Source organism: Sphingobium sp. Leaf26, assembly GCF_001421665.1.
Classification (GTDB): Bacteria; Pseudomonadota; Alphaproteobacteria; order Sphingomonadales; family Sphingomonadaceae; genus Sphingobium.
The window spans coordinates 46,965-60,565 of record NZ_LMKV01000032.1; the positions used below are offsets into that span (position 1 = coordinate 46,965).

General features: G+C 63.9%; 16 protein-coding genes. All 16 read left to right on the top strand.

Features of this window, described 5'->3' with window-relative positions; genetic code table 11:
* Nucleotides 1-47 precede the first annotated feature (47 nt).
* The 16 genes from ASE85_RS20605 (at nt 48) to ASE85_RS23610 (ending at nt 13,600) form a co-directional block, all read left to right on the top strand.
* Nucleotides 48-416: a c-type cytochrome gene (locus ASE85_RS20605; protein ID WP_056693245.1), complete on the top strand. Its 369-nt coding sequence runs from the start codon at nt 48-50 to the stop codon at nt 414-416.
* On the top strand, nt 413-1,474 hold the full coding sequence (locus ASE85_RS20610) for a sugar phosphate isomerase/epimerase family protein (protein ID WP_056693250.1): 1,062 nt from the start codon (nt 413-415) through the stop codon (nt 1,472-1,474). The genes ASE85_RS20605 and ASE85_RS20610 overlap by 4 nt, the downstream gene beginning before the upstream one ends.
* Before the next feature lie 63 nt (nt 1,475-1,537).
* Nucleotides 1,538-2,827, top strand: coding sequence for an MFS transporter (locus tag ASE85_RS20615; protein WP_056693253.1), 1,290 nt, complete (start codon nt 1,538-1,540; stop codon nt 2,825-2,827).
* Nucleotides 2,824-3,738, top strand: coding sequence for a hydroxypyruvate isomerase family protein (locus tag ASE85_RS20620; RefSeq protein ID WP_056693255.1), 915 nt, complete (start codon nt 2,824-2,826; stop codon nt 3,736-3,738). The genes ASE85_RS20615 and ASE85_RS20620 overlap by 4 nt, the downstream gene beginning before the upstream one ends.
* 19 nt (nt 3,739-3,757) lie before the next feature.
* Nucleotides 3,758-4,594, top strand: coding sequence for a 3-keto-disaccharide hydrolase (locus tag ASE85_RS20625; RefSeq protein ID WP_056693258.1), 837 nt, complete (start codon nt 3,758-3,760; stop codon nt 4,592-4,594).
* Entirely contained in the window at nt 4,591-5,151 is a 561-nt protein-coding gene (locus tag ASE85_RS20630; RefSeq protein WP_056693263.1) for a gluconate 2-dehydrogenase subunit 3 family protein, read from the top strand. Before ASE85_RS20625 ends, ASE85_RS20630 begins: the two co-directional genes overlap by 4 nt.
* A complete protein-coding gene (locus ASE85_RS20635; protein ID WP_056693267.1) occupies nt 5,148-5,993 on the top strand; it encodes a sugar phosphate isomerase/epimerase family protein in 846 nt (281 codons plus the stop codon). Before ASE85_RS20630 ends, ASE85_RS20635 begins: the two co-directional genes overlap by 4 nt.
* Before the next feature lie 27 nt (nt 5,994-6,020).
* Entirely contained in the window at nt 6,021-7,703 is a 1,683-nt protein-coding gene (locus ASE85_RS20640; protein ID WP_056693268.1) for a GMC oxidoreductase, read from the top strand.
* Nucleotides 7,704-7,776: 73 nt separating this feature from the next.
* A complete protein-coding gene (locus tag ASE85_RS20645; RefSeq protein ID WP_235523638.1) occupies nt 7,777-8,835 on the top strand; it encodes a LacI family DNA-binding transcriptional regulator in 1,059 nt (352 codons plus the stop codon).
* Between the two features lie 4 nt (nt 8,836-8,839).
* Nucleotides 8,840-9,241, top strand: a complete 402-nt coding sequence (locus ASE85_RS20650; RefSeq protein ID WP_235523639.1) for a Dabb family protein — start codon at nt 8,840-8,842, stop codon at nt 9,239-9,241.
* A gap of 85 nt (nt 9,242-9,326) precedes the next feature.
* Nucleotides 9,327-9,548 (top strand): hypothetical protein, encoded by a 222-nt coding sequence (locus tag ASE85_RS20655; protein WP_156358454.1) that lies wholly within the window; start codon nt 9,327-9,329, stop codon nt 9,546-9,548.
* A complete protein-coding gene (locus ASE85_RS20660; RefSeq protein ID WP_056693276.1) occupies nt 9,545-10,378 on the top strand; it encodes a class I mannose-6-phosphate isomerase in 834 nt (277 codons plus the stop codon). Before ASE85_RS20655 ends, ASE85_RS20660 begins: the two co-directional genes overlap by 4 nt.
* Before the next feature lie 77 nt (nt 10,379-10,455).
* On the top strand, nt 10,456-11,445 hold the full coding sequence (locus tag ASE85_RS20665; RefSeq protein WP_056693278.1) for an SPFH domain-containing protein: 990 nt from the start codon (nt 10,456-10,458) through the stop codon (nt 11,443-11,445).
* Between the two features lie 7 nt (nt 11,446-11,452).
* Complete coding sequence (locus tag ASE85_RS20670) at nt 11,453-12,124, top strand: DUF4178 domain-containing protein (protein ID WP_056693280.1); 672 nt, start codon at nt 11,453-11,455, stop codon at nt 12,122-12,124.
* Entirely contained in the window at nt 12,114-13,457 is a 1,344-nt protein-coding gene (locus ASE85_RS20675) for a DUF4178 domain-containing protein (protein ID WP_056693283.1), read from the top strand. Before ASE85_RS20670 ends, ASE85_RS20675 begins: the two co-directional genes overlap by 11 nt.
* Nucleotides 13,454-13,600, top strand: coding sequence for a hypothetical protein (locus tag ASE85_RS23610; RefSeq protein WP_200928424.1), 147 nt, complete (start codon nt 13,454-13,456; stop codon nt 13,598-13,600). The genes ASE85_RS20675 and ASE85_RS23610 overlap by 4 nt, the downstream gene beginning before the upstream one ends.
* Nucleotide 13,601 lies beyond the last annotated feature (1 nt).

Here is a 13,601-nt window from a genome sequence, read left to right on the forward strand (position 1 = left end):
TTTACCGGTAAATGAATAGCAAGAATAAACAAGATGGAGAGTCGAGGATGCGCAGGGTAGCGAACCTCAATCTGATCCTGATCGCGGGCATCGCGACGGTGATCGCCACGTCTGCCATTGCGCAGACGCCGCCGCCGGCCTTTGGCGCCTGCCGTGCGTGCCATAATGTCCAGAAGGACGGGAAAAGCGGCCTTGGCCCCAACCTGAACGGGGTCGTCGGTCGACCGGCGGCATCGCTGCCCGGTTTCACTTACTCCGCCGCTCTCAAGGGATCGAAGCTGCGCTGGGACGATCAGACCCTGGACGCATTCCTGGCCGCACCGATGAAGAAGGTGCCCGGCACCCGGATGCCGATCGGCACGCCCGATCCGGCCAAGCGGGCCGCCATCATCACCTATTTGAAGAGCCTGAAATGACGCAGGGCAACGGCATGCGTGGCCCCGCGATCTTCCTTGCCCAGTTCATGGGCGACGTGGCACCATTCGATACGCTGGACAATGCCGCGCGCTGGATGGCGGCGGCGGGTTACAAGGGCATTCAGGTGCCCAGCAACGATCCGCGCTGCATGGATCTGGCGCTGGCGGCGGAAAGCCAGGGTTATTGCGACGAACTGGCCGGGCGTTGCCGCGAGGCAGGCGTCGAGATTTCCGAACTGTCGACCCATTTGCAGGGGCAACTCGTTGCGGTTCACTCCGCCTATGACGCGGCCTTCGACAATTTCGCGCCGCCTGAATTGCGCGGCAAGCCGGCCGAGCGGCAGGCCTGGGCGGTCGATCAGCTCAAGCTTGCCGCCAAAGCGAGTCGTCGACTGGGGCTGAAGGCGCATGCCACCTTCTCCGGCGCCTTCGCCTGGCCCTTCATCTATCCCTGGCCCCAGCGGCCTGCGGGTCTGGTCGAAGAGGCCTTCACGGAACTGGGCCGGCGCTGGCTGCCGATACTGGATGCGTTCGAGGAAGAGGGCGTGGACCTCTGCTATGAATTGCATCCGGGCGAGGATCTGCATGACGGCCTGACGTTCGAGCGGTTCCTGGACGCGGTCGGCGGCCACAGCCGCGCCAACATCCTCTACGATCCCAGCCATTTCGTGTTGCAGGCGATGGACTATCTCCAGTTCATCGACATCTATCATGATCGCATCAGGATGTTCCATGTGAAGGATGCGGAGTTCAACCCGACCGGCAAGGCCGGCGTCTATGGCGGCTATGCCGACTGGGTCGATCGCCCCGGTCGGTTCCGCTCGCTGGGTGACGGGCAGGTGGACTTTACCGGCATCTTCTCGCGTCTGACCCAATATGGCTATGACGGCTGGGCCGTGCTGGAATGGGAATGTTGCCTGAAACATCCCGAAGATGGCGCGCGCGAAGGCGCCCCCTTTATCGAGGCGCACATGATCCGCCGGCCGGAACGGGCATTTGACGATTTTGCCGGTGGTGGCGACCCCGCCAATAATCGGCGCTGGCTGGGACTGGCCTGACAGCGACGCGGATCAAGGCCCCGATAACAAGCATCATATGGGGCACAGGGTAGAGGAACGGGCATGACGGGCGTAAACCGGCAAAGGCTATTTTGGCTGAGCGTATTGGCGCTCTTCACCGCGTCGATGAGCGCGGCGCTGCGCGCGGCGATCGCCAGCAGCCTGAAGGCGGAATGGATCGACCCGATCGCGCCGATCGCGGCCGGTGAAATGATCGGGGCAGCGCTCGGCTCCGCCTTTCTGGGCTTTTCGATCACCGTCTTCGTCGTCAGCGCCTTTCTCGATACGCTCGGCATCCGCCGCGTCCTGATCGGCTGCGGCATCGCTTTCCTGATCGGCACGACGCTGATCGTGGGCGCGGGCGCCTTCGCCAGCGGCATGGGCATCTATCATCTGGTCTGGCTGGGTATGCTCCTGTCCGGTATCGGCTGGGGCTTTGCCGAAGCGTCGATCAATCCGCTGACCGCGCGCCTCTATCCGGACGACACGACCCATCGCCTGAACGTCCTCCACGCCTGGTATCCCGGCGGCCTGATCGTCGGCGGCCTTGCAGGCGTGTTCCTTGCCTCCGTGCTGCCGTGGCAGGCGATCATGGCGCTGGCCTATTTCCCTGCCATCGGCGTCGTCCTGATCGCCGCCACCACGACCTTCCCCGCGCCACCCGCGACAGCAGGCAGCCGCGCGATGAAGGACATGATGCTGGAAGTGTTCCGCCGCCCCAGCTTCTTCATCTGGTTCGGCGCGATGTTCCTGACCGCCTCGTCCGAACTGGCGCCGGGCCAGTGGATCGACGTCGCGCTCAGCAATCGCGTCGGCATGCGCGGCATCCTGCTGCTCGTCTATGTCAGTGCGCTGATGTTCGTCTTCCGCCATTTTGCGGGAAGGATTGCCGGTCGCCTCTCCAACCCCGGCCTGCTCTGGGTGTCCAGCCTGCTCGCGGCCATCGGCCTGTTCCTGCTGTCGCAGGCGCAATCGCCGGTCTCCGCCATCCTCGCATCGACGGTCTGGGGGCTGGGTGTCTGCGCCATGTGGCCCACCATGCTGGCGTCGGTCGCGGAACGCTATCCGCGCGGCGACAGCTGGGCACTTGGCCTTGTCGGATCGGCGGGCGCGCTCGCCAGCTTCTTCGTCCTGCCGCAACTGGGAGAGATGTTCGACCGCGCGAAGGTCGAGATTGCCGGCGGCCCCGAAGCCTTCACCCGCCTGACCGGCGAAGCGCTCCGCGCCGTGGAAGATGCCGCCGCATCCCAATCCTTCGCGCGCCTGACCTTCGTGCCGATCACGCTGCTGGTCGTCTTCGGCGGCATCTGGCTCGCCGAACGACGGGCCGGTCGCCGGGATATCGGCGCATGACCATCTCCCGTCGCACGATGATCGGCGCCAGCATCGCGGCTGCCGCTGCCCCGGCTTTCGCCGCAGGAGCCGGGAAGACCGGCTCCAATGCCGCCCGTTTCTCGCTCGGCTACGCTCCGCATGAAGGCAGCTTCACCAGCCGGGGCGGCCTGCTCGAACAGATCGCCTATGCCGCCGATCAGGGCTTTACCGCCTGGGAGGATAATGAAGCGCGTAGTCGCCCGGTCGAGCAGCAGGAAGCGATGGCCCGCGCCCTTGCCCGGCGCGGCATGACCATGGGGGTCTTCGTCGCTTCCATGCCCAAATGGGCCGATTTTCGCCCGCTGCTCGGCGCGAACGACGATGCCGAACGTGAAGCCTTCCTGGCCGATATCCGCTCTTCGGTGGAGGTCGCCAAGCGCCTCAACGCCAAACATGCCACCGTCGTCACCGGCTTCATGGATCGCAAGGTGCCCGTCGATATCCAGACCGGCCGCATCATCGACTGCTTGCGCCGCGCGGGCGATATCGTCGCGCCCCACGGCCTGACGCTCGTGATGGAGCCGCTCAATACGCGGACCAACCATCCGGGCGTCTACATGCAGTCGATCGCGCAGGGCTATGCCGTGGCGCGGGGCGCGAACAGTCCCGGCGTCAAAATTCTGGCGGACCTCTATCATGAGCAGATCCAGTCGGGGAACCTGATCCCGACGCTCGACGCTTGCTGGGCGGAGATCGGCTATATCCAGTTCGGCGACAATCCGGGCCGCAAGGAGCCGGGCACCGGCGAGATCAACTATGCCAATATCGTCCGCTGGCTGCGTGCGCGCAACTATGGCGGCGTGATCGGCATGGAGCATGGCAACTCGGTAGCGGGCCGTGAGGGCGAGGATCGCCTGATCGCCGCCTATCGCACCATCGACAAGACATAAGACAGGAGGAGGCGAGAGGATGAAACGCATTCCTATCGGCATGGCAATGGCGGTCGGCCTGATGGCAGGCACACTGGTCCATGCGCAGGACAATCCCGGAAAGCCGGGTTTCAAGGACACGCCGATCCTGCCGGGCGGTAGCTGGCATGTCCATGATCCCGACCGGCCGGCACCCACGGTCGTCACGCCGGCGGCTGAGCCGGGCGGCGCACCGTCCGACGCGGTCATTCTGTTCGACGGCACATCGCTCGACGCCTGGCGCAGCGAACGCAAGCCCTGGACGGTGGAGAAGGGTGTAATGACGATCCCGTCCCGCGCGGAAAGCGGCGGCGAAAATGCCCTCATTTCCAAGCAGGAATTTGGCGACGTCCAGCTGCATCTGGAGTTCCGCTCGCCCAATCCACCAACCAAAAGTTCGCAGGACCGAGGTAATAGCGGCATCTGGTTCATGCAGCGCTATGAGGTGCAGATCCTCGACGGCTATCAGAACCCGACCTATGCCGACGGCACGGTGGGCGCTGTCTATGCGTGGAAGCCGCCGCTGGTGAACCCGTCGCGCAAGCCGGGTGAATGGCAAAGCTACGACATCGTCTTCGAACGTCCCAGCTTCGCGCCGGATGGCAGCGTCACGCGCCCCGCCTATGTCACCGTACTGCTGAACGGCGTGCTGGTGCAAAATCATCAGGCGATGCTGGGCACCACCGCGTGGCGCAAGATCGCGCACTATCAGGCGCATGGCGACAAGGCGCCGATCCAGCTTCAGGATCATGACTCGCCAGTGTCGTTCCGCAACATATGGGTCCGGCCGTTGCCGCAGGATGCCATCGCTCAGGATGAAAAGGGGGCAGGACAATGATGGATCGCAGACAGGCGCTCGCCGGCGTGCTGGCCATGTTCGGTGCGCAGGTTTTCGCGCCGCTCGCCCGCGCCGCGGGCCTTGCCCCGGCCGGCGTGATCCGTGAGGGCGCACCCAGCATCCAGGTCTTTACGCCGGACCAGCGCGCGTTGATGACCGCGCTGAGTGAACGGATTATCCCCACGACCGATACGCCCGGCGCTATCGCGGCAGGGGTGCCGGCCTATATCGAAAAGCTGCTGGCCGACTGGGCGCTGCCGGAGGATCAGGCACCGATCCTGTCCGGCCTTGCGGAAATCGATTCCCGCAGCCGTCAGGATTACAAAATACCTGCCGTCGATACCAAGCCGGAGCAGCAGGATGCGCTGTTGACGCTGGCGATGAACGACGCGATCCCGAACGGCGCCGGGTTTTTCGAGGCGTTCCGGCAACTGGTCATCACCGGCTATTATACGTCGGAAATCGGCATGACGCAGGAACGCGAATATCTGCCCGTACCCGGCGAATATAATGGCGCCTTTCCCTATGCTCAGGTCAACAAGGTCTATTCCGCATGATCATGAACCGTCGCTCCATCCTGCTGGGCGCGGGTGGCCTCGCCGCGCTCGCCAGCCAGAATCTCATCGCCGGCGGCGCGCAGGCGGCGCAGATCCGCAAGGTCGGCCTGCAACTCTACACCGTGCGGGAACTCTTCTCAGCCGATCCGGTGGCCACGCTGGAGCAGGTCGCGAAGATCGGTTATCGCGAAGTCGAATTTGGCGGTGGCGGCTATGACGCGATGGATCACAAGCTGCTGCGCAAGACGATGGACCGCCTTGGCCTGACCAGCCCGTCGCTGCATATCGGCTATGACGCGCTGCTGGACAAGTTCGATGCCAGCGTCGCCATGGCGAAGACGCTGGGCGCGGATACGGTCATCCTGCCCTATATGGTGGACAAACATCGCGAAGCGGCGGCCTGGGACGCGGCGCTGGTCAACATCAACCGCTTCGGCGCGCAACTGAAGGCGGCCGGCCTCGGCTTCGCCTATCATAATCACGACTTTGAATTCACCGTGAAGCCCGATGGCGTCAGCCTGTTCGACCGGCTGGTCAAGGCCTGCGATCCTGAACTCGTAAAGATCGAACTGGATCTTTATTGGGCGGTCCATGCCGGGGAGGATGTGCAGGCGCTCATCAAGCGTCTCGCCGGTCGCATCTATGCCTATCATGTGAAGGATATGCGCCCCGATCGCAGCATGACGGCGGTGGGCGCTGGCACGATCGACTTCGCCAGCCTGTTCAAGCTGAACGCCCTGGCTGGCGTGCGGCATTTCTATGTCGAAAACGACCAGTGCCCGGCGCCCTACATCCCGGACATCAGCAAGAGCTTCCAGACGCTGCGCGGCCTGCGCTTCTAAACACTCTATCCTTGGGAGAGGATCATCATGGCTTCGACGGACAGGTTCGATGCGATCGTCATCGGTACGGGCATCAGCGGTGGCTGGGCCGCCAAGGAATTGACGGAAAAGGGACTGCGCGTCCTGATGCTGGATCGCGGCCATATGGTCGAACATGGGGAGGGCTATACCTATGATGGTCGCCCCGCCTATGATGTGCCGGCCCGCAACATCATGCCCGACGCCCTGCGCGAGAGCGACTATTTCATCGCCAAGCATGGTTATGTGCAGCCCAGCAATCAGGCTTTCTACAATAACGACCGCCTGAACCCCTATGATTATGGCGAGGGCAGCAAATTCTACTGGATTCGTCCCGGCGCGGTCGGCGGCAAGTCGCTGATCTGGGGACGCTGGAGCTTCCGCTGGAGCGCCGCCGATTTCGAGGCGAACAAGCGCGATGGCATCGGCGGCGCCTGGCCGATCACCTATGACGACCTCGTCCCATGGTATGATTATGTCGAAAAATATGCCGGCGTGTCGGGATCGCGAGAAAACCTCCCCTATCTGCCGGACAGCCAGTTCCAGCCGCCCATGCCGATGAACATCGCGGAAAAATGGATGAAGCAGCGGCTGGAAAGCGAATTTCCCGGCCGCAAGTTGATCCATGCCCGTCTGTCCAACATGACCGAGGACAAGCCGGAACAGGGCCGCACCAGATGTCAGGTCCGCAATCAGTGTGGCAATGGCTGCTCCTTCGGCGCTTATTTCTCGACGCAGGCGGTCACCTTGCCAGCGGCGCGGGCGACCGGGCGGCTGACGCTGCGGTCCGATGCGGTCGTGACCAATCTGGAATATGATCCCGCCACGAAGAAGGTGACGGGCGTGCGCTTCGTCGATGCCAAGACCGGTCAGGCCGAAACGGTCAGTGCAAAGCTGGTGTTCCTCAATGCCTCGACCCTTGGGTCGGTGCAGATTCTGATGAACTCCCGCCAGCCCGATGGCACGCGCAGCCATTTCGATTCCAGCGGTACGTTGGGTCGCTATGTCATGGACCATATCTTCCGTGTCGGCGTGAGGGGCGACATTCCGGGCATGGAGGAATTCATCGAATTTGGTCGCCGTCCCGGCGGCGTCTATGTGCCGCGCTTCCGTAACAATGGCCAGGATGGCGACGTCGGTTTCAAGCGTGGCTATGGCTATCAGGGTGCCGCCTATCGCGAACCGTCGAGGCCGGTGGGCTTCGGCGCGTCGATGAAGGAAGGCATGCGCCGTTATGGCGGCTGGAAATTCCAGATGGGCGCCTTCGGGGAATGCCTGCCCTATGAGGATAATCATGTCGCGCTGAACCCGGGCAAGACCGACCGGTTCGGTGTCCCGCTGATGCGGTTCAACGTCACCTTCCGCGAAAATGAACAGCGGATGATGATCGACGCCCGCGAGCAGGGTGAGAAGATGCTGCGCGCCGCTGGCCTAAAAAATGTCGAGAGCAGCGTGCGGGAACATGTGCCCGGCGACGCGATCCACGAAATGGGCGGCGCGCGCATGGGCGACGATCCGCGCGCGTCGGTACTCAACAAATGGAACCAGGCGCATGACGCCTCCAACCTGTTCGTGACGGACGGCGCGCAGATGGCGTCGATCAGCTGCGTCAATCCGTCGCTGACCTTCATGGCGTTGACGGCGCGGGCCGTGGATCATGCCGTCAAGGGGCTGAAGGCCGGCACGGTCTGAACGACATCCCGTCCCTTTCGCCACTATGACGCAGTCGACAAGGCGCTATCAGGGGGGCGAGGGGGACATGGATGTGACGGTGAGACGACGGCAAAGGGGGGTGACCATCCGCGCGGTGGCGGAACGGGCCGGCGTGTCCGCCATGACCGTGTCCAACGTGATCAACGGCGCCGGGCGCGCGGGCGCGGCGACGATCGAGACGGTGCAGAGGGCGATCGCCGAATTGGGCTATGTGCCCAACCTCGCCGCCCGCCGTCTGGCCAAGTCACGGGCGACGACCGTGGGCCTGATCTACGACCGGCGCACGCCCTTTCTGGACGCGGTGCTGGTCGGTTCGCTGCGCGCGACCAATGCCCATGGGCTGCAACTCATCCTGCGCGACGGCGAAGATGTCGCGCGTGTCGGCGCCGAACGGATAGCGCAGGATCTGGTACGCAGTGGAGCGGATGCGCTGTTGCTCGTCCCGCCCTTTGCCGAACGGCTGAGTGGTTCGGCAGCGCTGGCGTCGCTGGGCGTCCCGCTGGCGACGATCGCGACCGGCATGGCGATGGCGGACGTCACCACCGTCCGCATCGACAATCGGGCGGCGATGTTCGCCATCACCGAACGGGTGATCGCCAACGGCCATCGTCATATTGCCTATATTGCCGGGCCTGATCCCTACAGCGTCGTCGCCGCGCGCCTCGACGGCTTTCGCGCGGCGCTCGCCCGACATGGCCTGTCTGAAGAGCCGGCGCTGGTCGTCCAGCATGGCGATTTCGACTATATGTCCGGCATCGCTGCCGCGCAGTCCCTGCTATCCGACCTGAGCCGGCCCACGGCCATCATATGCAGCAGCGACGATCTGGCCGCCGGCGTCATCGCCCATGCCCATGACATCGGGCTGCGTCTGCCACGCGACCTGACGGTGACGGGGTTCGACGACACCATATTGGCGTCCCGCATCTTCCCGCCGCTGACCGTGGTGCGCCAGCCCGTCGAGGACATGGCCTTTCGCGCGACGCAGTGCCTGATTGCCGCACTCGGCAAGGGGCCGGAGCAGACTCTCATCACCGACGAGCTTTTCGATCATGTCATCGTCGAGCGCCAATCCGTGGCGCCGGCGCCGGGACATGTGCCAGCGGAGGAATGAGGCAATGAAGGCAAGCAGAAGGGAATGGGCAGCCGTGGTGGTATTGGGTGGTGCGGGCATGGCGCTGACGCCGGCAAAGGCGGCAAGTCAGCCGCAGTTGGTCCATCATGTCTTCTTCTGGCTGAAACGGCCGGGATCGCAGGCCGATCGCGACCGGCTGATCGCGGGATTGCGCACGCTGCGCGACATTCCCGTCATCCGTCGGCTAGACATCGGCGTGCCCGCCAGCACCGAGAAACGCGACGTCGTGGATTCCAGCTACGACGTGTCGGAACTCATGTATTTCGACAATGCGCAGGATCAGAAAATCTATCAGGATCACCCGATCCATCAGGCTTTCGTGAAAGTGTGCGAAGAACTTTGGCAGAAGGTCACAGTCTACGACATGATGATCGTTCCGGACTGAACCGGGCCGGCGCCGATTTCGTCAGCACATGTCCCTGTCATCCCGATTGCGTCGATGCGCTGGCGGGCATGGCTCATGCGCTGCTGTGCGACACTGGCCCGCTGCGTATCGCCATGAGGGCGGGGTGCTCGTCGGCCAACCCTATCTCTTGCCCTGGATCGACACCGCACTCCTGCAAAGCCTCAACGGCTATATGGCGCTGCCTGATATTGCGCCCTATATCGTCAGGTCGGAACTGGGTGGGCAAGCCGGCCCGCCGGGCGCGATCGCGTTGGCCGCCATCGCCTTGAAGGGAGCGCGCATTTGACCTGCCATCGTCTGACGCCCCATTTGGTGGAAAAGCCCTGGGGCCGGACCGATATCCCCGCTTGTTATGGCGCCCTCGCCGGCCAGCGCATCGGTGAGGTGTGGTTCACCGGGCCGGAAAGCCTGGCGCAGCCGCTACTGGTCAAATATCTCTTCACCAGCGAACGGCTCTCGATTCAGGTTCACCCCGATGATGCGCAGGCGCAGGCGAAGGGCCTGGCTGGCGGCAAGTCGGAATGCTGGTATGTGGTTGATACGCAAGGCGATGCGCAACTGGGTATCGGCATGCGAGACAGGGTCGACGCCGAAACCCTGCGCGCCGCGGCGCTCGATGGCGCGATCGAGGATATGCTGGACTGGAAGCCTGTCCGACCCGGTAGCTTCTATTATATCCCCGCAGGCACGATTCATGCCATTGGCGGGGGCATCACCCTGGTCGAAGTGCAGCAGAACCATGATGTGACCTATCGTCTGTACGACTATGGACGGCCGCGCGCATTGCATCTGGACGATGGGCTGGCGGTCAGTCGGCCAGAGCCTTATGCGCGGCCGGAAATCCAGGTTGCCGGCGATGCTGCGTCTCTGCTGGTCGATGAGCCGCATGCCCCCTTTTCGCTCGCAAGCCTGACCGGTCAGGCCGGGGAGTCCGTGCATCTGGACAACGGCCCGTGCTGGTTCGTGCCGTTGCGCGGGCAGGGGATGATGGATGGGCAAGAATGGGAAGCAGGAGAATGCTGGCTGATCGAAGATCGGACTGATCTTCTCATCACCCGGCCATTCCACGGATTCGTCGCGCGCCCGGTGGACCCATCGGCCCGGCGGGAGCCATAGCAGAACAGCTATCCGGCGGATTTTGCTTGTTCCCTGATGCCACCCTTCTACATTGAGAGCAGGCACAGGGGAGCGCCATGGGCATATTGGATTTTCTTTCGAAGCAGTTCGTCGATGTCATCGACTGGGTGGAAGAACCCGGCCAGCTTGGCTGGCGCGTGCCGCTAGCCGACAGGGAAATCCAGAATGGGGCGCAGCTGACGGTGCGCGAAGGACAGATCGCTGCCTTCTTCAACGAAGGACGGATCGCCGACATGTTCGGTCCCGGCCTCTACACGCTCGACACCGCGACCCTGCCGCTGCTGACGGCGATCATGAACTGGGACAAGGGGTTCAAGTCGCCCTTCAAGTCCGATGTCTATTTCTTCTCCGAAAAGGAACAGATCGGCCTCAAATGGGGCACGGCGCAGCCGGTGACGCTGCGCGATCCCGAATTGGGACCGCTTCGCGTCCGCGCCTTTGGCAGCTATAGTGTCCGGATCAAGGACGTCGCGCCCTTCGCCTCGCGGATCATGGGGACGCTGGGCGAGGTGAATGTGGCGGATATCGAGCCACAACTGCGCGCCGCGATCCAGACGGCGCTGGCGACCGGTGTCGCGGGCGGTGGCACCGCCTTCCTCGATCTTGCCGCCAGCCAGAGCGCCTTGTCCGATGCGCTCAAGGGCGCCGTCGCGCCAGCCTTCGCCCTATGGGGCCTGTCGGTCGAAAGCTTCTTCGTCGAAAGCCTGTCCCTGCCCGAAGAAGTGCAGAAGCATCTCGACAAGGCCAGTTCCATGCGCGTGCTGGGCGACCTCGACCGCTATGCCAAGTTCCAGGCGGCCGAAGCGATCGAGACAGCGGCGGCGCAGTCGGGCGGCGTCGCCGGCATCGGCGCGGGCGCTGCGGCGGGTCTTGCCATCGGCCAGACCATGGCGGGAGCATTGGGCGGCGCGACCAGCGCGCCGGCTGCGCCGGCGGAGGATGCCTTCGCCCTCATCGAGAAATTGCACAGGCTGCTCGAAATGGGAGCGCTGACCCAGGCCGAGTTCGACGCCAAGAAGGCCGAACTGCTGGGTCGCATCCGCTAAATCCCCGATGCAGTCCGTCGCCTGTCCCACTTGCGGTGCGGAAGTCTCCTTCCGTTCGCCGGCGTTGCCCGTCCGGGTGTGCGACTATTGCCGTACCCTGGTCGTTCGCACCAGCCAGAGTGCACAGGCGATGGGCGAAACGGCCGTGCTGCCCTTCGACATCAGCCCGATTCAGATTGGTACGGAAGGGCGCTGTTTCGATCAGGGCTTCCAGATTGTCGGTCGTGTCCGGTGGGCCTGGGATGATGGTGCGTGGAACGAATGGCTGATGCTGCTGGCCGATGGCAGCCATGCCTGGCTGGGCGAGGCGATGGGTCAGTTCATGGCGCTGCGCGAGGTGGAATTGACGGGATCGCTGGCGCAGGTCATCCGCCGCCTGATGAACGACACCCCGGTCAAGCCGGGCGAGAGCGGTAATATCGCCGGACATGCCTATGAGGTTGCCGATATCCGCACCGTCCGTTGCATCGGCTGCGAAGGCGAACTGCCCTTCACCGCTCCGGCGGGCTGGGAAGCACTGAGCGTGGATTTCCGCAACCGGGATGGACGCTGCGCCTCCTTCCAGAAGGACGCCCATGGCCCGTCCCTCTATGTCGGTCAGTATGTAACGCTGGCGTCCCTCCAACCGCGCAATCTGCGCGCGTTGCCCGGCTGGAGCCTGCACCCCCATGTCGCCTGACGACAGCAGCGTCCGCACTTTGTCCTGCCCGGCCTGCGGCGGGATGATCGCCATGCGCGCAGCCGGCTATACGGTCACGCTCGCCTGCGAATATTGCGGCACGCTGATCGACGCGACCAATCCCGATGCGCGGATCATTACCCGCTATCATGAAGTGCAGGCGTCGCTCGCCATCCCGCTCGGCACGCGAGGGACTTTGCGCGGCGTGGAATGGGAAGCGATCGGCTGGCTGCAACGGTCGGACGGCTGGGTAAGCTGGGAAGAATATCTGCTGTTCAACCCCTATGCCGGCTATTGCTGGCTGATCGCGCAAAATGGCCAATGGAGCCTCGGCACGATGCTGACCGCCGCGCCGCAGCGCGATGGGTCGGACCAGATCGCCGCCAGCCGACGCTTCAGCCCTTTCTACAGCGGCAACACCGCGCGGGTGACGCGGGTGGCGGGCGAATTCTACTGGCGGGTGAAGGTGGGCGAGGAGGTGCGCGCCACCGACTATGTCCGCCCCGGATTCATGCTCAGCCTGGAACAGGACGACCAGGAAAAGAACTGGACGATCAGCGAATGGCTGTCCGGGCGGGAGATCAGGGCAGCGTTCGACGTCGATCCGCCACCGACCTGGCTGCCGGGCATGACGCCGCTGGCGCACCAGCCCTCGCCCTATGCGCGGCGGATCAAGGGCTGGTGGCCGATTGCCGCCCTGTCCTTCGTGGCGCTGCTGCTTCTGCTGATCCTGCTCGGCGGCACCATGCAGCCGCAGAGCTTCAGCCTCTCGGCAACCCCCGACGGTCCCGCGGTGTCGCAGACCTTCGGACCGATCCGGTTGCCGCTGGGGCGACAGGCGATGACGGTGGAAGCGGTGACGCCCAACGTCGAGCAGGGCTGGGTCGACATCGACGTCTCGTTCGTCGATCGCAAGACGCAGGACAGCTATGACGCCTATGCCATCAATGAACGCTATTCGGGCCGGGATTCGGACGGCTACTGGTCCGAAGGTGATCGGTCGCAGACGCTGAAGGTCGCGAGCCTGCCTGCTGGCACCTATGATCTGGTGGTGGACGTAAAGGCACATCATTGGAGCAGTTCGGGTAGCTTTTCCTACGATTCTGCAGGCGGCGCCTACAAAGCGGACGGTCTGCCTCCGGTCGAGATCGTCCTGACCGTGGCGCGGGGCGCACGCTTTGCCTCCAACTTCTGGCTGGCGGTGCTGATGATCCTCGTTCCGCCGCTGCTGATGCTGGTGCTGCATATAGTCTTCGAAAATGCCCGGCTGGCGCAAAAGGACGGTTCGCCGGCCGATGCGGACGACTGGTTACAGGGGATACGGTCGCCATGAACCGCGGCAGCTTCCTCTATGCCCTCTGGTGCCTTGGCGTGCTTGGCCTCTACCTTGCCGCCGCATCGCAGGGCTATTCCCCCTTCGCCGATGGCGGACGCACGGCCGGCGCCTATCGCGCCTATGGTCCCACGCATAAATAGG

Bases quoted from the DNA above. Each gene is read 5' to 3' on its own strand.
- ASE85_RS20625 (WP_056693258.1), top strand. From the start codon at position 3,758: ATGAAACGCATTCCTATCGGCATGGCAATGGCGGTCGGCCTGATGGCA.
- ASE85_RS20605 (WP_056693245.1), top strand. From the start codon at position 48: ATGCGCAGGGTAGCGAACCTCAATCTGATCCTGATCGCGGGCATCGCG.
- ASE85_RS20640 (WP_056693268.1), top strand. From the start codon at position 6,021: ATGGCTTCGACGGACAGGTTCGATGCGATCGTCATCGGTACGGGCATC.
- ASE85_RS20635 (WP_056693267.1), top strand. From the start codon at position 5,148: ATGATCATGAACCGTCGCTCCATCCTGCTGGGCGCGGGTGGCCTCGCC.
- ASE85_RS20650 (WP_235523639.1), top strand. From the start codon at position 8,840: ATGAAGGCAAGCAGAAGGGAATGGGCAGCCGTGGTGGTATTGGGTGGT.
- ASE85_RS23610 (WP_200928424.1), top strand. From the start codon at position 13,454: ATGAACCGCGGCAGCTTCCTCTATGCCCTCTGGTGCCTTGGCGTGCTT.
- ASE85_RS20630 (WP_056693263.1), top strand. From the start codon at position 4,591: ATGATGGATCGCAGACAGGCGCTCGCCGGCGTGCTGGCCATGTTCGGT.
- ASE85_RS20615 (WP_056693253.1), top strand. From the start codon at position 1,538: ATGACGGGCGTAAACCGGCAAAGGCTATTTTGGCTGAGCGTATTGGCG.
- ASE85_RS20610 (WP_056693250.1), top strand. From the start codon at position 413: ATGACGCAGGGCAACGGCATGCGTGGCCCCGCGATCTTCCTTGCCCAG.
- ASE85_RS20675 (WP_056693283.1), top strand. From the start codon at position 12,114: ATGTCGCCTGACGACAGCAGCGTCCGCACTTTGTCCTGCCCGGCCTGC.
- ASE85_RS20670 (WP_056693280.1), top strand. From the start codon at position 11,453: ATGCAGTCCGTCGCCTGTCCCACTTGCGGTGCGGAAGTCTCCTTCCGT.
- ASE85_RS20620 (WP_056693255.1), top strand. From the start codon at position 2,824: ATGACCATCTCCCGTCGCACGATGATCGGCGCCAGCATCGCGGCTGCC.
- ASE85_RS20665 (WP_056693278.1), top strand. From the start codon at position 10,456: ATGGGCATATTGGATTTTCTTTCGAAGCAGTTCGTCGATGTCATCGAC.